Annotated in this window: 11 protein-coding genes; 7 read left to right on the forward strand and 4 right to left on the reverse strand. The window is 76.1% G+C overall.

The window, feature by feature from the left end; all coding sequences use genetic code 11:
- Window positions 1–11 precede the first annotated feature (11 nt).
- The 3 genes from ACZ5D2_RS33295 to ACZ5D2_RS33305 all read right to left on the reverse strand — a co-directional run bounded on the left by ACZ5D2_RS33295 (window position 12) and on the right by ACZ5D2_RS33305 (window position 4,057).
- Window positions 12–2,216, reverse strand: coding sequence for a VMAP-C domain-containing protein (locus ACZ5D2_RS33295; RefSeq protein WP_468934599.1), 2,205 nt, complete (start codon window positions 2,214–2,216; stop codon window positions 12–14).
- Window positions 2,213–3,595, reverse strand: a complete 1,383-nt coding sequence (locus tag ACZ5D2_RS33300; protein WP_371676010.1) for an alpha/beta hydrolase family protein — start codon at window positions 3,593–3,595, stop codon at window positions 2,213–2,215. Before ACZ5D2_RS33300 ends, ACZ5D2_RS33295 begins: the two co-directional genes overlap by 4 nt.
- A 102-nt stretch (window positions 3,596–3,697) precedes the next feature.
- The gene (locus ACZ5D2_RS33305; protein WP_371676011.1) at window positions 3,698–4,057 is read right to left on the reverse strand and encodes a nuclear transport factor 2 family protein; all 360 of its coding nucleotides are present in this window, start codon (window positions 4,055–4,057) and stop codon (window positions 3,698–3,700) included.
- Between the two features lie 198 nt (window positions 4,058–4,255).
- On the opposite strand from ACZ5D2_RS33305, the gene ACZ5D2_RS33310 reads away from it, so the two are divergent.
- On the forward strand, window positions 4,256–8,143 hold the full coding sequence (locus tag ACZ5D2_RS33310) for an AfsR/SARP family transcriptional regulator (protein WP_371676012.1): 3,888 nt from the start codon (window positions 4,256–4,258) through the stop codon (window positions 8,141–8,143).
- Between the two features lie 101 nt (window positions 8,144–8,244).
- On the opposite strand, the gene ACZ5D2_RS33315 is transcribed toward ACZ5D2_RS33310, so the two are convergent.
- The gene (locus ACZ5D2_RS33315; protein ID WP_371676013.1) at window positions 8,245–8,427 is read right to left on the reverse strand and encodes a hypothetical protein; all 183 of its coding nucleotides are present in this window, start codon (window positions 8,425–8,427) and stop codon (window positions 8,245–8,247) included.
- Between the two features lie 288 nt (window positions 8,428–8,715).
- On the opposite strand from ACZ5D2_RS33315, the gene ACZ5D2_RS33320 reads away from it, so the two are divergent.
- The 6 genes from ACZ5D2_RS33320 to ACZ5D2_RS33345 all read left to right on the forward strand — a co-directional run bounded on the left by ACZ5D2_RS33320 (window position 8,716) and on the right by ACZ5D2_RS33345 (window position 25,904).
- Window positions 8,716–10,104, forward strand: coding sequence for a helix-turn-helix domain-containing protein (locus ACZ5D2_RS33320; protein ID WP_468934604.1), 1,389 nt, complete (start codon window positions 8,716–8,718; stop codon window positions 10,102–10,104).
- A gap of 325 nt (window positions 10,105–10,429) precedes the next feature.
- On the forward strand, window positions 10,430–16,846 hold the full coding sequence (locus ACZ5D2_RS33325; RefSeq protein WP_468934607.1) for an amino acid adenylation domain-containing protein: 6,417 nt from the start codon (window positions 10,430–10,432) through the stop codon (window positions 16,844–16,846).
- On the forward strand, window positions 16,843–17,646 hold the full coding sequence (locus ACZ5D2_RS33330) for a thioesterase II family protein (RefSeq protein ID WP_371676016.1): 804 nt from the start codon (window positions 16,843–16,845) through the stop codon (window positions 17,644–17,646). Before ACZ5D2_RS33325 ends, ACZ5D2_RS33330 begins: the two co-directional genes overlap by 4 nt.
- Before the next feature lie 55 nt (window positions 17,647–17,701).
- Window positions 17,702–18,745: a TauD/TfdA family dioxygenase gene (locus ACZ5D2_RS33335; RefSeq protein WP_468934611.1), complete on the forward strand. Its 1,044-nt coding sequence runs from the start codon at window positions 17,702–17,704 to the stop codon at window positions 18,743–18,745.
- A 5-nt stretch (window positions 18,746–18,750) separates the two neighbouring features.
- Window positions 18,751–20,586 carry a non-ribosomal peptide synthetase gene (locus tag ACZ5D2_RS33340; protein ID WP_468934614.1) on the forward strand — a complete coding sequence of 612 codons (1,836 nt, stop codon included), beginning with the start codon at window positions 18,751–18,753 and terminating at the stop codon, window positions 20,584–20,586.
- Between the two features lie 11 nt (window positions 20,587–20,597).
- A complete protein-coding gene (locus tag ACZ5D2_RS33345; protein ID WP_468934617.1) occupies window positions 20,598–25,904 on the forward strand; it encodes a condensation domain-containing protein in 5,307 nt (1,768 codons plus the stop codon).
- Window positions 25,905–26,230 lie beyond the last annotated feature (326 nt).

Genomic DNA, 26,230 nt, shown 5'->3' on the forward strand with positions numbered 1-26,230 from the left:
GTCGGGTCTCGTCAGGACAGCGGGCGGAGGTCGATCACGTCCTCGGGATCGTCCCACAACAGCACCAACCGGTCTGCCCCCTCCGCCTGTTGGCCGTCGGCGGCCGCCCGGCGCGCCTCCCGTACCCGGGCGGGCAGGGCGAACACGGCGGGGGCGCCCGGCCCGGCCTCCGGGGAGAGCAGGTCGGGCAGTCCCGGCACGGCGGGCGGTCCGGGCGGGGCAGGCGGTCCCACGGCGGGCGGCCCTCCGGCGGGTGCTCCCCCGCCGCGCCGCCAGACCGCGACGGGCACCCCGCCTTCGAGCAGGGCGTCCAGCAGGGCCGGCGTACGCCCAGCCGAGGTGTGCCCGAGGACGCAGGCGGGCGCCGGGTGGGCGCCCAGCCGCAGGCCGAGGGTGTCGGTGATCTCGGCGTCCTCCACCACCCGTACCGTGTCGGGGTGCCGGCCGCCCTGGGCGCACAGCCAGCGCCACGCGGTGCGCCATTCGGTCAGGGTGGTGTCCTCGCGCTCCTGGGGGCAGCGCACGGACACCTCGTAGAGGGTGCCGAGGGGGCGGGTGCGTGCGGCGGGTCCGCGCGGGACGGGCCACCGGTCGAACTCCGTCTCCAGCAGCTCGAACGGCACCTGGAACTCGATCCGCTCGACGCGCCGGTACGGCTGCCCGCACCGGGCACTACCGTCCGCCCCCGAGTCCGCTCCGAGCAGGGCGAGTTGGCGCACGAGGGCGGCGCGTACGGTGTCGAGCCCGACCGGTGCGTCCTCCGACTCCCAGACGAGCCGGTCCTGTTCACCGCGCAGCCACATGCGGGCCCGCAGGCCGTCCTCGCCGTCGTCCGGGGGCTCCAGCCTGACGTGCAGGGCCGTCCCCCGGGTGGCGGGGGCGGGCGGCGGGCGCAGGGCGGGCAGGGCGAGGCGCTCCCGGGCGGCCCGTACCCAGGCGGCGAGCCGGGCCGCCCAGACCGCGTCCCCGGCACCCGCGCCGGGGCGGCCGTCTCCGCCGGCGCGGCGGGCCCGGTCGGCGAGGTAGTGCACGAAGGGCACCGCGAGGGGCAGGCCCGCCGGGCCGCCCTGGCGCTGGTCGAGGTCCCAGACCACGTCGAGGAGGGTGTCGGCGGGGAGCCCGCCGTGCACCGGGGTGGTGCAGCCCGCGGCCCGGAAGGCCCACGCGTAGGCCTCGTAGGCGCAGCGCGGCAGCTCCCGGCCCTCGAAGAGTTCGCCGAGCCCGTCCCAGCCGGTCTGGTCGAGGCGGGTGGCGCGGGGCAGGGCGGGCCCGGGCGGGTCGTCGTCGAGGAACGAGCTCGCGTCCCAGTCCCGGTCGACGATGAACTGCGGCAGCTGCCAGCCCTCGCCGCGTCCGCGCAGTTCCCCGAAGCCGCGGTGGACGGCGCGGGCGGCGTGCGGGAGGCCGGTGACGCCTTCGCGTACGGACCGGTCGCCGAGTTCGGCGAGCAGCGCCTCGGTGAAGCGGCCCGCCCCGCGCTCGGCGTCGTTCTGCGCGGCCTCGCCCTCCCGGGAGGCGTAGAGGCGGAACTGGCGGCGCCCCGGGACGGTGGCGCCGCCGCCGTAGTCGGCGCTGCCGAAGTTCCAGCGGGTGTCGCGGGGCGCGTCGACCCGGCAGGCGTCCACCAGTGCGGCCTGGAGGGGGAACCGGCGGTGTTTGACGAGGTCGGTCTGCCACCAGCGCAGCGCGGAGTCGAGGTTGAGGTGGCGGATGCGGCCGGGGCGGGCGTCGGCGCAGGGCAGCATCAGCTGCCGGTGGCCGTCGAGGTAGCCGTGCCCGGCCCAGAAGATCCACAGCAGGTCGCCGTCGCACTGCGGGAGCTCATCGAGCAGCACGGTCTTCGCGTTCTCCTCGGTCGCGGGCCGGTACGTGTCCCTGAGCGCGGCCAGGCCGGGCGGGCCGGACCAGTCGAGGCGGTCGGGGTCGTCGAGCGGGGACAGCAGCAGCCGGACGTTGGCGGCGGGCACCTCGCCGGGCCCGGTCAGCCAGCGGGCGAATCGCAGGGCGTCGCGGGCGGGGCCGCGGAGGTTCCAGCGGTGGCTGACCTCGTACGTCTCCACCCCGGCGACGAGCGCGAAGGTGCGGCGGGGGCCGAGGGTGGACGGCAGGAGCCCGTCGTGGGCGGGGAGGGGGCGCCGGGGGGCGGGGTCCCGGGGGGCGGGGTCCCGGGGGGCGGGGTCCCGGGGATCGGGGTCCCGGGGATCGGGGTGCGTCACCCGATCCCCGCCTCGGTCACCGCCTGTTCGATGCGCTCGTAGAGGGACCGCTGTTTCCAGTAGGCGCTGTGGCTGGCCGGGAAGGGCTGGCGGCTGCTGACCTCGTGGTCGGTGACCCGCGGATCTCCGGGGAAGACGGGCGCGGCGAGGTAGGAGAGCACGTCCTGGCGGTCGTAGACGTTGAGCCAGCGCGGGAAGCCGTACGGGAGCGCGCTGCCGGGGGCGAGGGCGGTGAGCGCACCGAGTTCGTGCAGGTACGGGGCTTGCGAGCCGACGGTGACCAGCAGTTCGGCGCCCGGCACGGGCCCGCCCGTGGCCGCCTCCAGGGCGAGCAGGTCCACCAGGGCGATCCCGCCGAGGCTGTGCCCGATCAGCACGGCCGGTCCCGGCGCGGCGGTGATCCGCTGGTGCAGGAAGGAGCGCAGGCCCGCGCCCCGGGCCTGGTAGCGCAGGATGTCGCCGAGGGCGGGGGTGGCGCCGACGGTGAGCGCTCCGCGCCGGGCGTTGAGCAGGGGCTGCGTGGTGACCCGCATCGCGAGGCGCCCGAGCACGGCGGCGGCGCGGGCGCCGGGCACGCGGGCGTCGCCTCCGAGGCGGGCGGTGAGCAGTTCCACGAGACGGTCCCGCTCGGCGGCGGTGCAGTCGGCGTCGGCTCCGGCCGCTGCCAGGGCGAGGGCGGCGGCGGTGACGGCCCGCGCGAGGGCGGTGGCCAGCTCCCGCGCCTGCGGCTCGGCCGTGGCCCGTTCCCCGGCACGGGCGGCCTCCTCGGACCGCGCGACCGTGTCCAGCGCCGTACGGAATCCGGGGGCGAGGCCGGTGCCGTGCAGGAGGGACGCCAGCTCGTCGGCGCCGGCCGTCCCGTCCGGTTCGGCGCAAGCCCCCGCCCCCGGACCCCCGGGACTCGCCGTGCGCCGGCCCGGTACGTCCGGGCGGTACGGCAGGTCCAGCCGGTCCAACCGGTCCAACCGGTCCAACCGGTCCAGCCGGTCCAGGACGCGGGCCCCGGAGGCCCGGATCCCGGGCATCGCGAAGGGGTCGTCTTCGCCCTCCGGGCCGCCGGATCCGCCCGCCGCGCGGGCGGTGTCCCAGCCCGCCTCCGCCAGGACCCGCAGCTCGCACAGCGGGTCGGCCAGCAGCAGGCCCCACTCGGCCACCTCGGCGGCGTCGGCGTCCTCGGCCCCGTCGCGCCCCGTGCGCAATCCCGGCACGGAGCGGCCGCCCGCACCGAGGGACGCGCCGAAGCGTTCGCCCCAGAAGCAGGATTCGACGGCCGCGCCGGGGAAGCGGGCCGTCAGCCCCTCCCGGACCAGCGCGAACAGCGCGTCGTGCCGCTCGCGCCGCACCCCCGTCCCGTGCACGAACAGAAATCGCATCGCCACGCCCGCCCCCTCGTCCGCTCTCCCCCGCCCGCACGATAGCGCCGAGCGGGCAAGAGGGCCCGGGGAACGCCGAGTTCGGCGCGGCTGCCTCAGCGGACGGCCTCAGCGGACGGCCTCGACGGCGGGCGAGGCGGCGGCCGGGTAGTAGCGGCGGCAGCCGCGCAGCATGCCCTCGGCGGACAGCGTGAACACGTCGACGAACTCGCACTGCTGCGGGGCCAGTCGTCCCATCGCGATCACGCAGTCGCCCTCGGCGACGATCCGGGTGATGTGGTGGCGCCGGGCGCCCGCACCCCCCGGACGCTCCAGGTCGGCACCGAGGGACAGGCCGGCGTGCAGGAGCGAGCCGTACCCGTCGAGGTCTCCGGTGTCGAGGTAGTGGTAGGCGAGGCGCACGTGGTCGACCCCGGAGTCGGTGACGACCCGGCTGGGCGTCAGCCGCCCGGCGTACCGACTGTTCATGGAGGGTCCCTTCGAACGGCCGCACCCCCTTCGGGTGCCGACGTCCCCACGGTCCTGCGGACCCGCAACTCCCGGCTATCCCGGGCCTATCGCGTTCACCACCACGCAATCTCCACACCATGGACAACCGGAGAGGTGTTCGGGGAGACTGACCCCGCGCTCCACCCGATCTCTGGTGTGCCTCCAGCTGGGAGACTCATGACCGTTTCGCCCGGCGGGGTTCCGCACACCCCGGACACGGTGGTGTTCCGCATCCTCGGCCCCTTACAGGTGACCGGCCTGAGCGGGCCGGTGCGGATTCCCCCGGGGCGGCAGGAGGTCATTCTCGCCGCCCTGCTCCTTGAGGCGAACCGGGTCGTCAGCACGGACTACCTGGTCGACCTCATCTGGGACGACGAGCCGCCGGACACCGCACGCACCCAGGTGCAGATCTGCGTGTCGCGACTGCGCAAGCTCTTCACGACGGCCGGAATCGCCGCCGCGATCACCACGCGGCCGCCGGGGTACGTCCTCAGGACGGAGGGCGACCTCGTCGACGCCGCCGTCTTCGCCCGCCGGCTCGCGGACGCGCGCACCCTGGCGAAGCGCGGGGACGCGCCGGAGGCGGTGGAACTGCTGCGTGCTGCGGGTGAGTTGTGGCAGGGCGACTGCCTGAGCGGGGTGTCGAGCGAGACGCTGCGCAGCAAGGCGCTGCAGTTGGACGAGGAGCGGCTGACGGCCGCCGAGACGCGGATCGAGCTGGAGCTCGACCTCGGCCGCCACCACCAGCTGGTCGGCGAGATCCAGTTGCTGGTACGGGTCCACCCGCTGCGGGAACGGCTGCGCGGGCAGCTGATGCTGGCGCTGTACCGCTCGGGGCGACAGGCGGAGGCGCTGGAGAGCTACCGGGTGGGCCGCGAGCTGCTGGTGGAGGAGCTCGGGCTGGAGCCGGGGGGCGAGCTGCGCGGGCTGGAACGGGCCATCCTCTCGGGGGACGTCCCACCGGTCCGCCCGGCGAGACCGGGCGGCGGGTTCGGCTCCGCGGGGGCGGGGGCGGGCTTCGGCGGCGCCGGCACGGGGGCGGGCCCGGGATTCGGGCCCACCGACGCGGGACCGGGGACGGGATACGGCAGCGCCGACGCAGGACCGGGCACGGGATACGGCACCACCGGCACGGGCGCGGGCGCGGGATACGGCGGCACCGGCACGGGGCGGAGCGCGGCGTTCGGGGGCGCCGCCTCCGGATCGGGCGGCGGGTTCGGGGCCGCTGCCGCCGGGCCCGGCGGAGCGTACGGTGCCGGAGCCGCCGGCACGGGCGCCGCCGACGGTACGAGACCGGGCACGCCTCAGGCCACTCATGGCGCCCCAGGGGCCCCGTTCGCCTCCTCGGGCCCTCCCGCCTCGCAAGGCGCGGCCAGCCCGGCCGACCCTGGCGGCTCCCCGCGCCACCAGGCCCCGTACGGCCACGGCACCCCCGGCACCCCCGGCACCCCGCTGGGCATCCCCGCCCCGCGCCCCCCGCAGGACCACGGCGCCCCGCTCGGCTCCGCCGGCGCGCGGGCCCCGCACGACCGAGGGGCACCCTCCCCCCAGGGACCCGCCGGCATCGCCCCGCCGGGTCACGGATCCCTCCTGGCCACACCGTTCGGCGGAGGTACCGCCGGTGAGGCTCCGGGCGGCCCGTTCGACGGGTTCCCGGTTTGGAGCCCCGGCGCGCCGGACCGGTCCCCGGGACGGGGGACCTCCCCCGCGGGCGGCCCCGCCGACGCCTCCCCCACGTGGGGCGCGGCCCCCGCGAGCGGGTACCCGGCCGTCGAGGGGGCCCCTTCGCGGAACGCCGGGCCCTCGGGCGGGTACGGCGGCGGCGCCGGGACTCCCGGCGCGGGCTCCGCGGGCGGCGGCCGCGCGGGGCACCCCGTCACGTCCACGGCCGCGACCGTGGCCCCGTACCGCGAGGAGACGCCCCGCCAACTCCCCGCGGACACATCGGACTTCGTGGGTGACGAGGAGCGGATCCGCCGGGTCGAGCAGGCCCTCCTCGGCGACGGGGAATGCGGCGGCGGCCGGCGCGCCGTCGGCGTGGCCGTGATCGTCGGCAAGCCCGGCACCGGAAAGTCCACGCTGGCCACTCACATCGCGCACCGGCTCAGCGAAACCGCCTTCCCCGACGGCCAGTTGTACTGCGACCTGCGCGGCACCGGCACCCCCGCCACCTCCGGCGAGGTGCTGGGCCGGTTCCTGCGCGCACTCGGCATTCCGGGCCCGGTGCTCCCCGAGTCCCAGGACGAACGGGCCGAGATGTACCGCACGCTCCTCGCCTCCCGCCGCGTGCTGGTGGTGCTGGACGACGCCGCGTCGGAGAGCCAGATCCGGCCGCTGCTGCCCGGCAGCAACACCTGCGCGGTGCTGGTCACCAGCCGGGTCCGGCTCACCGGCCTGCCCGGGGCGCACCGCGTCGAGCTGGACGTGATGGGTACCGACCACGCCGTGGAACTGCTGGTCCGGGTGATCGGCCCGGACCGCGTCGCACGCGAGCCGGTGGCGGTCGAGGCGCTGATCCGGACCGTGGGCGGGCTGCCGCTGGCGCTGCGGATCGTCGCGGCCCGGCTGGCCGCCCGTCCGCACTGGACGCTGGCGTCGATGGTGCACCGGCTCGCGAACGAACGGCACCGCCTCGACGAGCTGACGCACGGCGAGATGACGATGCGGGCCAGCCTCTCCCTCACCCACGACGGGCTGGCCGCCGAGGACCGCCGGCTGCTGCGCCTGCTGAGCCTGGCCCAGGGGCAGACGCTGCCGGGCTGGCTGGCCGGCGCGCTGCTGGACGATCCGCGGCCCTTCGCCTCGGACCTGCTGGAACCGCTGGTCGACGTACAGATGCTGGACGTGGTCGGGATGGAGTCCACGGGCGGGTTCCGCTACCGCTTCCACGAGATCATCCGGGTGTTCGCGCGGGAGCAGCTGGCGGCGCACCACGAGGCGGCCGACCAGCACGCGGCGACGGCGCGGATGCTGGGCGGCTGGATGTCTCTGGCGGAGCAGGCCCACCGGCGCATCTACGGAGGGGACTTCACGGTGCTGCACGGCTCCGCGCCGCGCTGGGAACCCCCGGCGGAATGCGTGGACGAGCTGCTGGTGGATCCGCTGGGCTGGCTGGACAGCGAGCACGCGAACCTGGTGCAGGCGGTGGAGCACGCGGCCCGGGAGCAGATGGACGAGCTCTGCTGGGACCTGGCGACGACCCTGGCCACCCTGTTCGAGGGACGCGGCTACCTCGACGACTGGGAACGTACGCACCGGCTCGCGCTGGACTCGGTACGGGCGGCGGGCAACACCCGGGGCACGGCGGCCCTGTTGAGCTCGCTCGGGGTGCTCCACCTGGGCCGCAGCCAGAGCGAGGAGTCCCGGTCGGCGCTGACGACGGCGCTCGGGCTGTTCCAGGAGCTGGAGGACCGGCAGGGGCAGGCGCTGTGCCACCGGGACCTGGCGCTGCTGGAGCGGATGCGGGGCAACGAGGACCACGCCCTCTCGCTGTACGACCGGGCACTGCGGGATTTCGACCAGGCCGGCGACGTGGTGGGCCGGGCCATCGTGCTGACGCAGAGCGCGCACATCTGGATGCGGCGGGGGCAGAGCTCGGCGGCCCAGACCCGGCTGGACGAGGCGCTCGGGATCTACCGGTCGGTGGGGTACACGGGCGGGCAGGCCCGGACGCTGCGCCGGGCGGGGCAGCTGCTCCAGGGTCAGGGGGAGCACGAGCGGGCGGTGACCACGTACACGGAGGTCCTGGAGCTGTGCCGGGAGAGCGGTGACGTGATCGGCGAGGGGCACCTGCTGCGGGACCTGGGACACGCGCACGCCGAGATGGGACGGTGCGAGGCGGCCCGCGGATTCTACGCGCAGGCCCTGTCGGTCCGGGAGCAGATCATGGACCACGGCGGAGCGGCGCTGGTGCGCCTGGACCTGGCGCGGCTGCTGACCGCGAACGGCGGCGCCGGAGAGCGGTCGCGGTCCCGGGAGTTGCTGGAGAGCGCGGTACGGGCGTTCCGCGACCGGGGGATGGAGCGGGAGCTGGCCGAGGCCGAAAGGCTGCTGGCCGCTCCGTGAGGGGCCGGCGGGCCTGAGGGGAGCCGACGGGCCTGAGGGAGCCGGCGGGCCTGAGAAGGCTGGTGAGCCGAAGCCGCCGCCCCGGCCCCGCGGGGTCCGGGTCAGTCCCACGGGTTGGTGTCGGAGGAGCCGCTCGGGGTGGGGGTGGCCTGCGGGGCGGGGACGCCGGCGGTGGTACCGGTGGCGGCCGGACCGTCGGCCTGGGCGACCTGGGTACCGAGTGCGGCGGCGCCGGCGATGGCGGCGGTGACGAGGGCGGCGCGCAGGGCGTGGGAGAGGTTCATCTCGGGTCCTTTCGTCGGTGCGCTCCGGGTTTCCGGGGCGCTTCCTGCTTTCTGGACCCCAACTTAGGAACGGCCGGAATCCCGGCACCGGCCCCGCCCCTATCCCCGCGCTATCACGGGCCGCCATGGCGGACCTATATTCCCGCTCGCGGTGATAGCGGCGTCCGCGACGGGCACGGATCAGCCGGTGATGCCCCCGGGATAGCGCGCTGCCGACGATGGGGACCAGGAACCGGGCCGTCACCCCAGGCCCCGTCGTTCCCCCACACCGTCACCGGGAGCGCCACTATGAACGCCCATGTGAACACGGACTCGACCTCCCGGGTGGGAGCCTTGATACGGGCCCACCGGCTGCGCATCGGGCTCACCCAGCGGGAGCTGGCGGACCTTTCGACGATCAGCGTGCGGGCCATCCGCGATCTGGAGCAGGGCAAGGCGAGACGGCCCCGCCCCGACACGGTGCGGCTGATGGCGGACGCGCTGCGGCTGGGCCCGCGGGCCAGGGCGGCGCTGGAGGCCGCCGCCCAGCAGGGCCGGGCCGGCGGGCAGGGCTGGGGGCGGCCCCCGGCTCCGCCGACCGCGCTGCACGCGATGTCGGGGCGGGACGCGGAGACGGCCGTCCTGGAGCGGGAGCTTTCCGTGGGCGGCGAGCGGCTGGTGAACGTGGTGGGGCTCGGCGGGGTGGGCAAGACGCGGGTCGCACTGGAGGTCGCCGAGCGGTTGCACGCGTCCGGCGTTCCGGTGCTGTGGCACGCCTTCCCGGGGGCGTCGGCGGACTATCTGGGGTGCGGGGAGCCCGAGCCGGCGGCCCGGGTGGCGGCGACGGTGGCCGACCTCTACGGATCGCCTCCGGCGGATCCGGCCTACGACGGGGCGGGCCCGGCCGGAACCACCGCCACCGGCGCCTGGGCCCTCGGCGAGGCACCGGGGGGCGGCCTGTTCGAACTGCTGGGAGAGCAGCGGGTGTTGCTCGTGCTCGACGGGGCCCCGGCGGTCGCTCCCCGGTTCGACCGGCTCACCGCACTGCTGCGGGCCTGCCCCGGTCTGCGCGTGCTGGTCACCTCGGAGCAGCCGTGGGAGGTGCCGGGGGAACGGATCTTCCTGCTGTCCCCCCTGGAGGTCCCGGCCGAGGGCGCGGCGACGGACGCCGCTGCCGTCGCCCCCGCCGTACGCGTGTTCCTCGACCATGTCCGGCGCGTACGGCCCGAGTTCACCGCCGCTCCGGCCGATCTGGCCCGCGCGGCCCGGCTGTGCCGCCGCCTCGACGGGCATCCGGGAGCGCTCGCCGCCGCCGCGTCCTGGCTGGTGGTCTGCGATCTCGACACCCTGTGCCACAGCCTCGACGCCGACCCGGTCGCCCTGCTGGACCACCTCGGCGGGGGCGCCGGAGCCGACCGGTTCCGGGCCGCCCTGCACCGCCGTACGGACGGGCTCTCCGCCGGGGCCCGCGAGCTGCTGGACGCCCTCTGCGCCGGGGAGGCGCAGGACGCGGAAGGGGAGTTCGGGCTGACGGACGTGGCGGCCCTGACGGGGCGCGGCCTGCCGGAGTCCGGCCGGATGCTGCGAGAACTGCTGCTCAGCGGGACCGTGCGGCCCGCGTACGAGAGCGGCGGCTCCCGCTTCCGCGTGCTGGGCCTGGTGCGGGCCGCCGCCCTCCGGACCCCGCAGCGGGCCTGACGGGGGGTCCGGCCGGGGTACGCGCAGACGGGGGCCCGCCGTGTCTCCGGGGCCGCCCGTCGTCCGGCCCGGTGGGTGCCCGGCGGCGCCGAGCCCGAGTACGCCGCCCCCGGCCCTCCCCTGACCAGGGGCAAGGGGCACCCGCCCGGACGGCAACTGCTCCCGGAGTGCCGGAGCAACTGCCGCCGCCGCCCTCGGCCCGCGGGTTGTATGACGTACGGCCGGACGGCGCCCCGGAGCGACCGCGGCCACCGGCGCAGTCGTACGCCCGGATCCCGATCCGCACCCCCGCCCCACCCCACCGCACCCTTCGAGGAGCCTCCGCATGTCTTCGACCGCGTCCGAACGGAGCAGCGCGCACGGGCCCGCCGCTGTGCGGCTGCCCCTCTCGGCGGCGCAGCGCGACATCTGGACGGCCCACGCCCTGGACGCCACCGGCAGCCGCTACAACATCGGCGAGTACCGCGAACTCGTGGGCCCGCTGGACGCGGACCTGCTGGCCCGTGCCTGGTACCAGCTGGCCCGCGAGGCCGACGTGCTGCGCGTCCGGGGCACCGGCTCCGACGAGGACGGCGGCCTGTGGCAGCTGCTCCACCCCGACCCGGGCGAGCGGCGGCTGCGCGTCGTGGACCTGGACGCGGAGCCGGATCCGGTGGAGGCCGGCCGGGCGTGGATGGCGGCGGAGCTGGCGCGGCCGTTCGACCTGGCGGACGGCTGGCTGACCCGGCACGTGCTCCTGAGGGCGGGCCGGACGGACGGCGGCGAACAGCGCTGGTTCTACTTCCACGCCTTCCACCACCTGGTCGTCGACGGCATGGGCGTCGCCCTCCTCGACCAGCGCCTGGTCGAGCTGTACGAGCGGGGGTCCGCCGGGGAGCCCTGGGGGCCGAGCCCCTTCGGTCCGCTGGAGGAACTGCTGGCCGAGGACGGCGCCTACCGGGCCTCGGCCGAGGGGGCCGCGGACCGCGCCCACTGGGCGGGGCACCTGGCGGGGCTGCCGCAGACCCCGCGTCTGGGCGAGGGCCGGACCGGCCCCGCGGCGCCGGGCGCGCTGCCCTTCGTACGGCGGACCGTGGTGCTGCCGGCGGGGCGGGCGGAGCGGCTCCGGGAGGTGGCGCGGGCGCACCGGACGCCCTGGACGATGCTGGTGATCGCGCTGGTCGCGGCGTACGTGCACCGGGTGAGCGGAAGTCCGGAGCTGGTGCTCGGGCTGCCGGTGACGGGCCGGCGCACCGACCTGGCCCGCCGTACGCCGGGGATGATGTCGAACGTGGTGCCGCTGCGGGTGGCGGTGCCGGCGGACGGGACGACGGGCGAGCTGCTGGCGGCGGTGGTCGCGGAGGCGCGCCGGGGGCTGAAGCACCAGCGCACCCGCTACGAGGACATGTGCCGCGATCTGGGGCTGGGCGAGGCGGAACGGCGGATCACCGCCCCCCTGGTCAACATCATGGCGTTCACCCCGGGCATGCGCTTCTGCGGGCTGCCGACCCTCCAGCACAACCTGGGCAACGGACCCGTGGAGGACCTGGCGGTCGGCGTGTACGACCTGGGGCCCGAGGACGGGCTGCGGATCGACTTCGACGCATCGCCGGAGGTGTGCGACATCGCCGCGGTGGCGGCGCACCAGGACCGCTTCGTGCGGTTCGTGGAGTCGGTCCTGTCGGAGGACGAACAGTCCTTGTCACGGATCGAGTTGCTGGGCGCAGTGGAGCGGCGTCAGGTGCTGGAGGAGTGGACGGGCATCCGCGCCGACACCGGGGAGGCCACCCTCGTCGAACGGTTCGAGGAGCAGGTCCGGCTGCGCCCCACGGCCCGCGCCCTCGTCTTCGGCGACCGGGAGCTCTCGTACGCCGAACTCGACTCCCGCGCCAACCGGCTCGCGCACCACCTCGCCGCCCGGGGCCTGGGCCGCGGCGACCTCGCCGGCATCCTCCTCGACCGCGGCCCCGACTTCGCCGTCGCCCTCCTCGCCGTCCTCAAGACCGGCGCCGGATACGCCCTCCTGGACCCCGAGTTCCCCGACGAACGCCTCATCGGCACCGCCCGGGACGCCTCCCTCACCACCCTGGTCACCGACACCCGCCACCACGCCCGGCTGACCCCCACCGGCGGAGCCCCCTGGGCGACGGTCCGCGTGGACACGGAGGCCGACTCCATCGCCGCACGACCGGCCACCCCTCTCGGAACACCGCTGGCCTGGGACGACGTCGCCTGCGTGATGTTCACCTCCGGGTCCACCGGACGGCCCAAGGGCATCCTGTCCTCCCACCGCAACCTGGTCTCCACCCTCACCGCCCAGACCTACGCCACCTTCGGCCCCGGCGAGACCTTCCTCCAGTGCTCCCCCGTCTCCTGGGACGCCTTCAGCCTCGAATTCTGGGGCGCCCTCCTCCACGGCGGCACCACCGTCCTCCAGCCCGGACAACGCCCCGAACCGGCCCTGATCGCGGAGCTGTCGCGGCGGCACGGCGTGAGCATGCTGCAGCTGTCCTCCAGCCTGTTCAACTACCTCACCGACGAACACCCCGAGACCTTCACCACCACCCGCATCGTCTACACCGGCGGCGAACCCGCGTCGCCCACCCACGTCCACCGTCTCCACGGGCTCCGGCCGCACCTCACCATCACCAACGGGTACGGGCCGGCCGAGTCCATGGGCTTCACCACCACCCACACCATCGCGCCGACATCCGAGGTCCGGGGTCCCCTCTCCATCGGCCGGCCCCTGACCAACAAGCACGCCTACGTCCTGGACGCGCGGCTGCGGCCCTCCCCTCCCGGCACGACGGGCGAGCTGTACCTCTCCGGCGACGGACTCGCCCACGGCTACCTCGCCCAGCCCACCACCACCGCCACCCACTTCATCCCCAACCCCTACGGCCCCCCCGGCAGCCGCCTCTACCGCACCGGCGACCAAGCCCACTGGGACACCCACGGCAACCTCCACTACACCGGCCGCACCGACACCCAGATCAAGATCCGCGGCTTCCGCATCGAACCCACCGAAATCGAAACCACCCTCACCACCCACCCCCACATCACCCAAGCCACCCTGCTCCACTCCGACCGGCAGCTGACGGCCTACGTGACCACGGCCCCCGGGGCCCCGGCCCCGGCCCCGGAAGCGCTGCGCGCCTGGCTGCGCGAGCGGCTGCCGGAGCACATGGTCCCCGCCCGGTTCGCGGTCCTGGACCGGCTGCCGCTCACCCCCAACGGGAAGATCGACAAGGCCGCGCTCCCGGCGGTCGAGCCGACGCCCGCCACCGGTGGCCGCCAGCCGCTCACCGAGACGGAGGAGCTCGTACGGACCCTCGTGAGCGAGGTGCTCGGCAGCCCGGTGCCCCTGTCCATGGACGACGGGTTCTTCGACCACGGCGGCCACTCCCTCCTCGCCGCCCGCCTGACGAACCGCATCGCCTCCACCCTCGGCGTCACCCTCACCCTGCGCGACGTCTTCCAGCACCCCACCCCCGCCGCCCTGACCCGCCGGATCGACGAGGTCGGCGACCGGCCCGCCCTGCCGCCCCTGCGGCGTGCCGCGGAACGTCCCGAGCGGCTGCCGCTGTCCTTCGCCCAGCAGCGGCTGTGGCTGGTCGCGGGACTCGGCGGCCCGGGGGCGACCGCGTACAACGTGCCGATGGCGGTCCGGCTGGAGGGCGAGCCGGACGTGCCCGCGCTGCGCGCCGCCTTCGAGGACCTGGCCGCCCGCCACGAGCCGCTGCGGACCCGGTTCGCCACCGCGGACGGGGACCCGTACCAGATCGTCGACCCGGTCCCGGCGCACGCGTTCGAGCTGCGCCGCGTCACCCCCGTCGATCTGGACGGCGAACTGCTCGCCGCCGCCCGCCACTCCTTCGACCTGACCGCCGAACACCCCTTGCGGGTCACCCTGTTGCGCTCCGGGGAGGGTGCGTACACGCTCCTGGTCCTGCTGCACCACATCGCCACCGACGGGCAGTCGCTGCGCCCGCTGTTCGAGGACCTGTCCCACGCCTACGCTGCCCGGCTGGCGGGATCGGCACCCGACTGGGCCCCCCTGCCGGCCGACTACGCCGACTTCGCGCTCTGGCAGCGCACCGTCCTCGCCGGCGGCCCGCTGGAGGCCCGGCTGGCCCACTGGAGGACGGCGCTGGCCGCGCTCCCCGAGGAGCTGGGGCTGCTCCCCGACCGGCCGCGTCCGCCGGTCGCCGGGCAGCGCGGCGGGGCGGTCCGGGTGGACTTCGGGACGGACCTGTACGAACGTGTGGTGGAGCTGGCGCGGGCCGAGCGGTGCACCCCTTTCATGGTGGTGCAGGCCGCGCTCGCGGCGACACTGACCCGGCTGGGCGCGGGCACCGACGTCCCGCTCGGCTCACCGGTCGCCGGTCGGCCCGACGAGGCCCTGTCGGGGCTCGTGGGCTTCTTCGTGAACACCCTGGTGCTGCGTACCGACACCTCGGGAAACCCGGCCTTCCGGGAGCTGCTGGCCCGGGTGCGCACCGCCGATCTGGACGCCTTCGCCCATCAGGAGGCCCCGTTCGACCTGGTACTGGAGGCCTTGAACCCGGCCCGCTCCCTGGCCCGGCATCCGCTGTTCCAGGTGTGCCTGGCACTGGAGTCGGGTCCCGGCATCTCGCCCGTGCTGCCCGGGGTGCGGGCCGGGGAGGCGCAGCCGCTGGCCACCGGAGCCGTCAAGTTCGATCTGGAGTTCCTGCTGCGCGCCGACGGGGCGTCCGGCCTGACGGGGGCGGTGCTCTACAGCTCCGACCTGTACGAGCGGGCCACCGTGGAGCGGATGACCGGCATGCTGCGGCGGACGCTGGAGCAGGTGGCGCGCGAACCGGGGGTCCGGCTCTCGGAGCTGGAGCTGCTGGACGGGGCCGGCCGCCGGCAGGTGCTGGAGGAGTGGACGGGGGGCCGTACCGACACCGCCCCGGCCACCCTCGTCGAACGGTTCGAGGAGCAGGTCCGGCTGCGGCCCGGGGGCCGGGCGGTGGTCTTCGGCGGCCAGGAGCTCACCTACCGGGAGCTGGACTCCCGCGCCAACCGTCTCGCGCACCACCTCGCCGCCCGGGGCCTGGGCCGCGGCGACCTCGCCGGCATCCTCCTCGACCGCGGCCCCGACTTCGCCGTCGCCCTCCTCGCCGTCCTCAAGACCGGCGCCGGATACGCCCTCCTGGACCCCGAGTTCCCCGACGAACGCCTCATCGGCACCGCCCGGGACGCCTCCCTCGCCACCCTGGTCACCGACACCCGCCACCACGCCCGGCTGCCGGAAGGACCGTGGCGCAGCACCCTGGTCGACGCCGGGCGCGAGGAGATCGCGGGCTGCTCCGAGGACCCTCTCGGAACACCTCTGACCTGGGACGACGTCGCCTGCGTGATGTTCACCTCCGGGTCCACCGGACGGCCCAAGGGCATCCTGTCCTCCCACCGAAACCTGGTCTCCACCCTCACCGCCCAGACCTACGCCACCTTCGGCCCCGGCGAGACCTTCCTCCAGTGCTCCCCCGTCTCCTGGGACGCCTTCAGCCTCGAATTCTGGGGCGCCCTCCTCCACGGCGGCACCACCGTCCTCCAGCCCGGACAACGCCCCGAACCGGCCCTGATCTCCGCACTGGCCCAGCAGCACCGGGTGACGATGCTGCAGCTGTCCTCCAGCCTCTTCAACTACCTCACCGACGAACACCCCGAGACCTTCACCACCACCCGCATCGTCTACACCGGCGGCGAACCCGCATCACCGACGCACGTGGAACGGCTGCACCGGCTGCACCCCCGGGTCACGATCACCAACGGGTACGGGCCGGCCGAGTCCATGGGCTTCACCACCACCCACACCACCGATCCCGACGCCCCCGCCACCGGCCCGCTCCCCATCGGCCGCCCCCTCGCCAACAAGCACGCCTACGTCCTCGACGCCCACCTCCGCCCCACACCGCCCGGCACGACGGGCGAGCTGTACCTCTCAGGCGACGGACTCGCCCACGGCTACCTCGCCCAGCCCACCACCACCGCCACCCACTTCATCCCCAACCCCTACGGACCCCCCGGCAGCCGCCTCTACCGCACCGGCGACCAAGCCCACTGGGACACCCTCGGCAACCTCCACTACACCGGCCGCACCGACACCCAGATCAAGATCCGCGGCTTCCGCATCGAACCCACCGAAATCGAAACCACCCTCACCACCCACCCCCACATCACCCAAGCCACCCTCGCCACGCACCCGGACCACCACCGCACGCCCCAGCTGACCGCCTACCTGGTCACCACCGACGAGGGCCTCTCCCCCCAGGACGTACGCCTCTGGTTGCGCACGCTCCTGCCCGACCACATGGTCCCGGCCTTCGTCGTCCTGCTGGACCGGCTGCCCCTCACCCCCAACGGGAAGATCGACAAGAGCGCCCTGCCCGCACCGCAGGCGGTCACCACGGCGGGCGGACGCGCACCGCGCACCCCACTGGAGGAGAAGGTGCGCACCTGGTTCGGGGAGGCGCTGGCCACCCCGTCCCCGCTGTCGATCGACGACAACTTCTTCGACCAGGGCGGCCACTCCCTCCTCGCCGCCCGCCTGACGAACCGCATCGGCACCGCCCTGGGCGTCACCCTCACCCTGCGCGACGTCTTCCAGCACCCCACCCCCGTCACCCTCGCCCAGCACATCGAGACCCGGCTGCTGTCCGCGGGGGCGCCCGCTCCCCGGCGCGCCCGGCCCGCGCTGCGCCGCCGTACCCCCGAACAGGAACGGAGTTCCTCATGAGCACCACCGACCAGGACCAGGCCGCCTTCACCCCCGCACCCGACGACGTGGTCTGGGACCTGCCGGGCGAGGGTCCGCAGCGCACCGCGCTGCTGGTCCTGCCGCACGCCGGCGGCAACGCCCACGCCTACGCGGAGTGGCGCGCCCATCTGCCGGCCGACGTCCGCCTGCTGATCGGCCAGTACCCGGGCCGGGGCGCCCGTTTCGCCGAGGACCTCCCCCGGGACATCGCCGACCTGGCCGGTCCGGTCGTGGCGGCGCTGCCCGCAGGGGTCACCGAGGACCTGGTGGTGCTCGGGCACAGCATGGGCTCGCTCGTGGCCTTCGAGGTCGTCCGCACCCTGGAGGCGGCCGGACGGGCACCCCGCGCCCTGATCGCCTCGGCGTGCCGGGCCCCGTTCCTGGCCAACCCGTGCGCCGTGTACCCGGAGCGGCTGGACGACGACGAGCTGGTGGCCGCCATCAAGGAGCGCGGCGGCACCGACGACGGCATCCTCGACGAACCGGAGCTGCGGGAGATCATCCTGCCGTCCATCCGGGCCGACTTCGCCATCGACGACGTCTACCGCTGCGCGGAGTCCGAGGCCCGGGTGGCCTGCCCGGTGACGGTGGTCGGCGGGGACGCCGACCCGGTCGCCCCGGCGGCCTCGCTGATCCGCTGGGCGCAGATCACCGACCGCGCGTTCGCCTCGTACGTGCTGCCGGGCGGCCACTTCTACTTCCAGGAACGACTGCCGGAGTTCTTCTCCGTGCTGGGTCCGGTCGTCGGCGGACACGCCGCCGCCCCGGCCGCCGTCTGACCGCGCCGCGCGGCCACCGCTCCCCCTCGTCTCCGCACCCCCTTAAGGACGTTCGATGACCACGTACGCAGAGTCCCCCGCCCGGACGGGCGCCATCACCCCGGTGCGCGAGCCCGGCAAGCCTGTCGTCGTGCACGCCCCCGCCGGTCTCGACGCGGCTTCCTCCGCCGCCTGGCTGACCGCCCACCGCGAGGCCATCCAGGCCGAGTTGCTGCGCAGCGGTGCCGTACTGCTGCGGGGGCTGCCCGTCGAGGACGCGGCCTCGTTCGCCGCCGCCCGGGACGCCCTGATCGAGCGGCGCGCCGGGTACAAGGAGAAGGCCACCCCGCGCACCGATTTCGGCGAGGGCGTGTTCTCCTCCACCGATCTGCCGGCGGTCCAGCCGATCAGGCTGCACAACGAGAACAGCTACACCCTCGACTTCCCCGGGGTGCTGCTGTTCGGCTGCGTGACCGCCCCCGAGGAGGGCGGGGCGACCACCGTCGGCGACATGCGCGAGGCGCTGCGGCTGCTGCCGCCGGAGCTGGTCGAGCGGTTCGAGCGGGCCGGCTGGCTGCTCGTGCGCAACTACTCCGAACTGGCCGGGCTGCCCTGGTACAAGACCTTCGCCACCGAGGACAAGGCGGTGGCCGAGGCCTACTGCGAGGAGAACACCGTCGGCTACCAGTGGGTCGGGGAGGACGACTCGATGATCACCCGCCAGCGGCGGTCCGCGGTCGTCACCCACCCCGTGACGGGCGAGCGGACCTGGTTCAACCACTTCGCCTTCTGGAACAGCCGCACCCTGGACCCGGACGTCCGCGAGGTCCTCGTCGAGACGTACGGGGAGGACGGGCTGCCCTTCAACACCTACCTGGGCGACGGCTCCCGGCTCACCGACGCCGAGGTCGACGCGGTCAACGCCGTCTACGACCGGGTCACGGTCCGGGAGACCTGGCAGCGGGGCGACCTGATGCTCGTCGACAACATCCTGTGCGCGCACGGCCGCGAGGCCTACAAGGGCGACCGGAAGATCCTCGTGGCCATGGGCGAGCCCGTCGCACTGGCCGACTGCGCGCCCGTCACCCAGCCGTCCACCACCGTCTTCACCGGGGAGTGACCGTCATGACCGCCGTACTTCCCGAGCGTCCCCGCGTCCGCACGGGCGCCGCCGCCGTTCCCGACCTGCTGGACCGCCTCGCGCTGGCCCCCGCGGACCGGACCGCCGTCGTCGCGGACGGGCGGGCGAGGAACTTCGGCGAACTGCGCGCCGAGGCCATGCGGATCGCGGGCCGGCTGGCCGCCCGCGGCATCGGGCCGGAGAGCGTGGTCGCGCTGTGCCTGCCGCGCGGCGCCGAGCTCGTCGCCGCGCTGGTCGGGACCCTGACCGCGGGGGCCGCCTACCTGCCGGTGGACCCGAGGCTGCCGGCCGAACGGCGGTGCTACCTCGTCGAGGACGCGGGCGCCGACCTGGTCGTCACCGCCGACGCGGACACCGCGCCCCTCGCCGGGGGCGTACCGCACGTGAGCGTGGCCGCGCTGGCCGCGCCCGGCCCGGAGCTCCCGTACGCCCCGGTGGCCGTCTCCGGCGACGCCCTGGCCTACGTCATCTACACCTCCGGTTCCACCGGCCGCCCCAAGGGCGTGGAGATCGGCCGGGCCGCCGCGTCCGCGCTGCTGGGCGAGCTGGAGGGCGCGGGCATCGCCGTCACCGAGGGCGGGCGGGTCGGCTGGAACGCCTCTCCGTCCTTCGACGCCTCCGTGCAGCAGTGGGTCCGTCTCTGCCGCGGCGACACCCTGGTGATGATCGACGACGAGACCCGCGCGGACCCGGCGCTGCTGGCCCGGCTGGTCGACGAACAGGCCCTGACCGACCTGGACATCACCCCCGCGCACGCCGATCCCCTGCTGGACCTGCTCACGCCGGACGGCGGCCCGCGGCCGCTGACCCTGCTGATCGGCGGCGAGGCCGTCAGCCCCGCACTGTGGCGGCGCCTGGCCCGGCTCGGCGAACGGGGGGTGCTGCGCACGGTCAACCTGTACGGGCCCACCGAGTGCACGGTCGACGCCACGGCGGGCTGGGTGGACGGCGCCGACGAGCCGCACATCGGCAGCGTCCTGCCGGGCCTGCGCACGCGGGTCCTGGACGAGGGGCTGAACCCGGTCGCCGAGGGCGGCAGCGGCGAGCTGTACCTGGCGGGCCCCCGCGTGGGCCGCGGCTACCGGGGCCGGCCCGCCCTGACCGCGGAGCGGTTCGTGGCCGACGCCGCCGGGGAGGAGCACGGCGGCCGCATGTACCGGACGGGCGACCTCGTACGGCTCCTGCCCGGCGGCCGGCTGGCCTACCTGGGGCGGGCCGACGGCCAGGTCAAGCTGCGCGGCCACCGCCTCGAACTCCCGGAGGTCGAGGCCGCGGTGGCCGCGGTCCCCGGGATCGCCGAGGCGGCCGTCGTGCTCCGCGAGGACGTCCACGGGGCGCCGGGCCTGGTGGCCTACTACCGGGCGGCCGGTCCCGTCACCGGCGACGCGCTGCGCGAACGCCTCACCGCCGTGCTGCCCGCGTACATGGTCCCGGCGGCCTTCGTGGCCCTGGAGCGGTTCCCGGTCACCGTCAACGGCAAGGTGGACCGGGCCGCGCTGCCCGCCCCGGCGCCCGCCGCCGCGCCCGCCGCCGCCGGGGACGGCACCGCCGGGGACGGCACCGCCGGGGGCCTGACCGCCTCGCAGACGCTGATCGCGGGGGTCTGGGCCGCGGTGCTCGGCGCCCCGCACGTCGGCCCCGACGACAACTTCTTCAAGCTGGGCGGCCATTCGCTGCTCGCGATCAAGCTGGTCTCGCGGGTCCGCGCCGAACTGGGCGTCTCCCTCCCGGTGAAGGCCGTCTACGCCAACCCGCGCCTGCGGGACCTGGCCGCCCACCTCGACACCCTGGTCGCGGCCGCCGCGAGCCCGAACTCCTGAAGGACATGACCGTGATCCCGTTGTCGTACGCCCAGCGCCGGCTGTGGTTCCTGGGCCGGCTGCACGGCCCTTCCGCCACCTACAACGCCCCGGTCGTCCTGCACCTCGACGGCGAACCCGACGCCGGGACCCTGGCCCTCGCGCTGGCCGACGTCGTGCGGCGGCACGAGGTGCTGCGCACCGTACTGCCGGCCGGGCCCGACGCGGAGCCGTACCAGCGCGTGCTGGACGAGGCGCCCGCCGCGCGGCTCACCGCCGAGGAGTGCGCGCCGGGCCAACGGGACGCACGGGTGGCCGCCTTCATCCGGCAGCCCCTGGACATCACCGTCGAACCCCCGCTGCGCGCCCGCCTGTTCCTGCCGGGCGACGGCACCTCCACCCTGGTGCTGCTGATCCACCACGTGGCGACGGACGGCTGGTCGCTGCGCCCCCTGCTGCGCGACCTGGCCGGGGCCTACGCCGCCCGGCTGGCCGGCCGGACCCCCGACGCGGAGCCGCTGCCCGTGCAGTACACGGACTACAGCCAGTGGCAGCACGAGCTGCTCGGTGACCCCGCCGACCCGGACAGCCTGGCCGCCGAACAACTGGCCTACTGGCGGACCGCGCTGGAGGGGGCCCCGGCGGTGGTCGACCTGCCGGCCGACCGGCCCCGCCCGGCCGAGCCCTCGGGCCGGGGCGGGACGCTGACGGCCCGGCTGGACGCGGCGGCCCACGGCGGGCTGCTCGCCCTGGCGCGCACCCACCGGGCGAGCCCGGCCATGGCGGCCCGCGCCGCCCTCGCGGCGGCCCTGTCGGCGGCCGGAGCGGGCGAGGATGTCGTGATCGGCACCCCGGTCGCGGGCCGCCCCGACGAGGACCTGTACGACCTGGTCGGCTTCTTCGTCAACTCCCTCGCGCTGCGCACCGATCTGTCGGGCGACCCGGCCGTCGGGGAGCTGCTGGAGCGGGTGCGCGAAGCCGACCTGGCGGCGTACGAGCACCAGGAGCTGCCCTTCGACCTGCTGGTGGAGCGGCTCGCCCCGGAACGGGCCCTGGGCCACCACCCCTTCTTCCAGGTGATGCTGACCGTGGACGCGGGCGCCGCCGGCGGCGCGGGCGGCGGCCGGGTGGAGCTGGGCGGCGGGATCGGCGGTGAGCTCGCAGAGGTCGCCCTGGACACCGCCAAGTTCGATCTGACCTGGTACTGCCGCGAGCTGCACACGGCCGAGGGCCGGCCGGACGGGATCGAGATCGCCCTCCAGTACGCCACCGACCTCTTCGACGAGGACACGGCCCGGCTGCTGCTGGAGCTCTACGTACGGACCCTCGAAGCGTTCGCCGACCGTCCCACGGCCCGTCTCGGCGCCCTCGGCCCGGTGTCCGGCCCGCAGGCACGGGCCCTGGCCGCGCGGGGGCGCAGCACCCTCCCGGCCCCCGCGCCCGCCCCGCGCGGCGCCGTCCCGGCACGCCGCGACGTGCTCTCGCCCCGGGAGGAGATCCTGTGCGGCCTGTTCGCGGAGGTCCTCGGGCGCGGGGAGGGCGAGGCGTTCGCCGCCGACGCGAACTTCTTCAAGTCGGGCGGCCATTCGCTGCTCGCGAGCAAGCTGGTGAACCGGATCCGGGGCGCGCTCGGCCTGGAACTGGGCATCCGGGACCTGTTCCTCGCCCCGACCCCGGCCGCCCTGCACGGGCGCCTGGCCGGAGCGGGGGCCGCCGGGGCGGCCCGGCCCGCGCTGGTCCCCGTACCGGACCGGCACGGGCGGATCCCGCTGTCGGCCGCGCAGCGGGCGCTGTGGCTGCTGGACCGCATCGAGGGCCCCTCGGCGGCCTACAACGCCCCGCTGGTGCTGCGGCTGGACGCGGTCCCGGAACCCGCCGCGCTGGAGGCCGCGCTCGGTGACCTCGTCGCCCGGCACGAGGTGCTGCGCACGGTGTACGGGGCCGAGGGCGGCGAGCCGTACCAGCGGGTGCTCGCGCGGGCCGGGGTGCCGCTGGAGGTGGAGACGTGCGCGCCCGGCGAGCTGGACGCGCTGGTCGACGCCTTCGGCCGGGAGGCCTTCGACCTGGCGCTCCGGCCGCCGCTGCGGGCCCGGCTGTTCGTCCCGGGCGACGGCGGTGCGGTGCTGGTGCTGCTGGTCCACCACATCGCCACCGACGGCTGGTCCCTGGCCCCGCTGCTGCGGGACCTGGGCGAGGCGTACGGGGCGCGGTGCGCGGGACGCGCCCCCGAACTGCCGCCGCTGCCGGTGCAGTACGCCGACTACGCCCTGTGGCAGCGCGAGCTGCTGGCCGACCCGGACGCCCTGCTCGGCTTCTGGCGCGGGGCCCTCTCCGGGATGCCCGCGCGGACCGTGCTGCCCGCCGACCGGCCGCGCCCGGCCGAGCCCTCGGGCCGGGGCGCCACCGTGTCGGCCGCGGTCGGCGCGGACGCGCACCGGACGCTGGCCGGGCTGGCGCGGGAGCGGAGGGCGAGCCTGTTCATGGTGGTCCGAGCGGCGCTGGCGGCGGCGCTCTCGGCCACCGGCGCGGGCGAGGACCTGGCGATCGGCACCCCGGTCGCGGGCCGCCCCGACCAGGACCTGCACGAGCTGGTCGGCTGCTTCGTCAACTCGCTGGTGCTGCGCACCGACCTGTCCGGCGACCCGTCCCCCGGGGAGCTCGTCGACCGGGTCCGGGACGCGGACCTGTCCGCCTTCGACCACCAGGACCTGCCCTTCGACGTCCTGGTCGAGCACCTGGCGGAGCCGGGCCGGGCCCTGGGCGAACACCCCTTCTTCCAGGTGATGCTGACCGTGCGGGAGGCCGCCGACGAGCGGGTGTCGCTCGGCCCGGTCACGGGCCGGGCCGGGAGCACCGACCTGGGCGCCGCCAAGTTCGACCTGAGCTTCCACTGCGCCGGGCGGCACACCGCGGACGGCGCCCCGGACGGCCTCGACGTGCACGTGCAGTACGCCACCGACCTCTTCGACGAGGACACGGCCCGGCTGCTGCTGGAGGTCTGCGTACGGGCCCTCGAAGCGTTCGCCGCCGATCCGGCGGCCCGCCTCGGCTCACTGGACCTGGTCCGGGAGCCGGAGCGGCGGGGCCTGGAGCGGCGCCGGGACCGGCTGCGGGAGGCCCTCGCCGCGACGGCGGCGGCCCCGGCGGCCGCGACGGCGGCGCCGTCCTCCCCGCGCGAGGAGATCCTGTGCGGACTGTTCGCCGAGGTGCTGGGCGCGGAGCGGATCGCAGCCGACGCCAACTTCTTCAAGTCGGGCGGGCACTCGCTGCTGGCCAGCCGGCTCGTCAACCGGATCCGGGCCGTGCTCGGCGTGGAGGCGGGCATCCGGGACCTGTTCCTGGCCCCCACCGCGGCGGCCCTGCACCGCCGCCTCGGGACGGGCACCGGGGCGGGGGCGGCTCGGCCCGCGCTGCTCCCCGTACCGGACCGTCCGGAGCGGATACCGCTGTCGTACGCGCAGCGCCGGCTGTGGTTCCTCGACCAGCTCCAGGGGCCGTCCGCCACCTACAACGTCGCTCTGGTGCGGCGCCTGGAACGGCCGGTGGAACCGGTGGCGCTCGCCGGGGCGCTGGCGGACCTCGCCGCCCGGCACGAGGTGCTGCGCACCGTGTACGGGACCGAGGGCGGGGAGCCGTACCAGCGGGTGCTGGAGGGAGCCCGCCCGCAACTGGAACTGGTGCACGCGACGGACGTGGCCGCGGCCGTCGACGCGGCGGCCGGGCACGTCTTCGACCTGACGCGGGACCTGCCGCTGCGGGCCTGGCTGGTCCTGCCGGAGGGCGGGGGCCCGCAGACGCTGGTGCTGCTCCTGCACCACATCGCCGCGGACGGCTGGTCCACGGGCCCGCTCCTGACCGACCTGGCGGCGGCGTACGGGGCACGGGCGGCGACGGGCCGGGAGCCGGGCTGGTCCCCGCTGCCCGTGCAGTACGCGGACTACACGCTGTGGCAGCGGGAGCTGCTCGCCGACCCGGGCGCCCCCCTCGCGTACTGGCGCGGGGCCCTGTCCGGGCTCCCGCCGCTGATCGACCTGCCGACGGAACTGCCCCGGCCGGCCGTGCCGTCGGGACGCGGGGCCGTCACCGGCTTCGAGGTGGACGCCGCCACGCACCGCGCCCTGCTGCGGATCGCGCACGCGCGGGGCGCCACCCTGTTCATGGTGGTGCAGGCGGCGCTGGCGGCGGCCCTGACCCGGGCCGGGGCCGGGACGGACCTGGCCATCGGCACGACGGTCGCGGGGCGCGCCGACGACGCCCTGTCGGGGCTGGTGGGCTTCTTCGTCAACACGCTGGTGCTGCGCACCGGCACGGGCGGGGACCCCGCCTTCGAGGAACTCGTGGACCGGGTCCGGGAGGCGGACCTGGCGGCGTACGCGCACCAGGACCTGCCGTTCGACCTGCTGGTGGAGGCCCTCAACCCGCACCGGTCCTCGGCACACGACGCGCTGGTGCAGGTGATGCTCCAGGTGAACCCGGCTCCGGCCGGGGCGCCCGGCGGGCCGCTGGCGGGGACGGAAGGCTCCTTCGCCGCGCGGACGGCGAAGTCCGACCTGACCTTCGCCCTGACCGAGCGGCCGACCGGCGGTCTGTCGGGGGTCCTGGAGTACGCCACCGACCTCTACGGGCCCTCGGGCGCGGCCCGGCTGGCGGCGCTGCTGGTGTCGGCGCTGGAGCTGTTCGCCGCCGATCCGTCGCGGCACGTGTCCGCCCTGCCGGCTCCGCCCGACCGGCGTCCCGCACGGCCGCTCGCCGGGGGCTACCGGGTCGATCCGGCCCGGGTGGAGGCGGTCCTGACGGCGCATCCGGCGGTGGTGTCGGCGCGGGCCCGGGTGGAGGGGGACCGGCTGCTCGCCCGGGCCGTGACCCCCGCCGGGGCGGTGACGGAGGCCGACCTCCAGGCCTGGGCGGCGGACCGGCTGCCGGACTACGAGGTCCCGGCGGCCGTCCTGCTGCCCGAGGCCCCGGTCCCGCCGGCCCAGGCCCCCGCGCCGACGCCCTCCCCCGCGCCGCCCTCCTGCCCCGCCGGCGCCCCGGACCCGGGCGGCGCTCTGACCGACGCGCTGCTGCGGCTCTTCGCGGAGGTGCTGGAACGGGGTCGGATCGGTCCGGACGACAACTTCTTCAAGTCCGGCGGGCATTCGCTGCTCGCGGTACGGCTGGTCAACCGGGTGCGGGCGGAACTCGGACGCGAACTGACCCTGCGCGAGGTGTTCCGGCACCCCACCCCGGCCCGGCTGGCGGCCCTGCTGTCGACGGCCCCCGCCACCGGCCCGGCCCCGGCCCCCGCCCCGGCGCTGCGCCGCCGCACCCACGCGGGCGCCCGCGTCCGGCAGCCGTAGCGTCCCCCCGGCGGCCCCTCCGGGGTCGGGGGCCGCTCCCGGCGGTCGGCCGCACGGCTCACGGCCCCCGTCCCCTCCGGGCGGGGGCCGGCCGCGCACGTGACCGCGAGCAGCGGGGCCGGCTCACGGACGGCCCTCCCGGCCGACGGCAACCCGGGGCGGCGGCCCCGGCCGGCACCAGCCCCTGCCGACACCGGTCCCGGGCGCCGGCCCCGCCCGCCACTCCCGACCGGCAGCCCCGGCCGACCGCAGCCCGGCCCACGGACCCGGCCGGCACCGGCCCGGACGCCCGTCACGGCGGCACCGTGGAGCGGCAGTCCCGGGCG

The sequence above is a fragment of the Streptomyces sp. NPDC031479 genome (assembly GCF_055581065.1).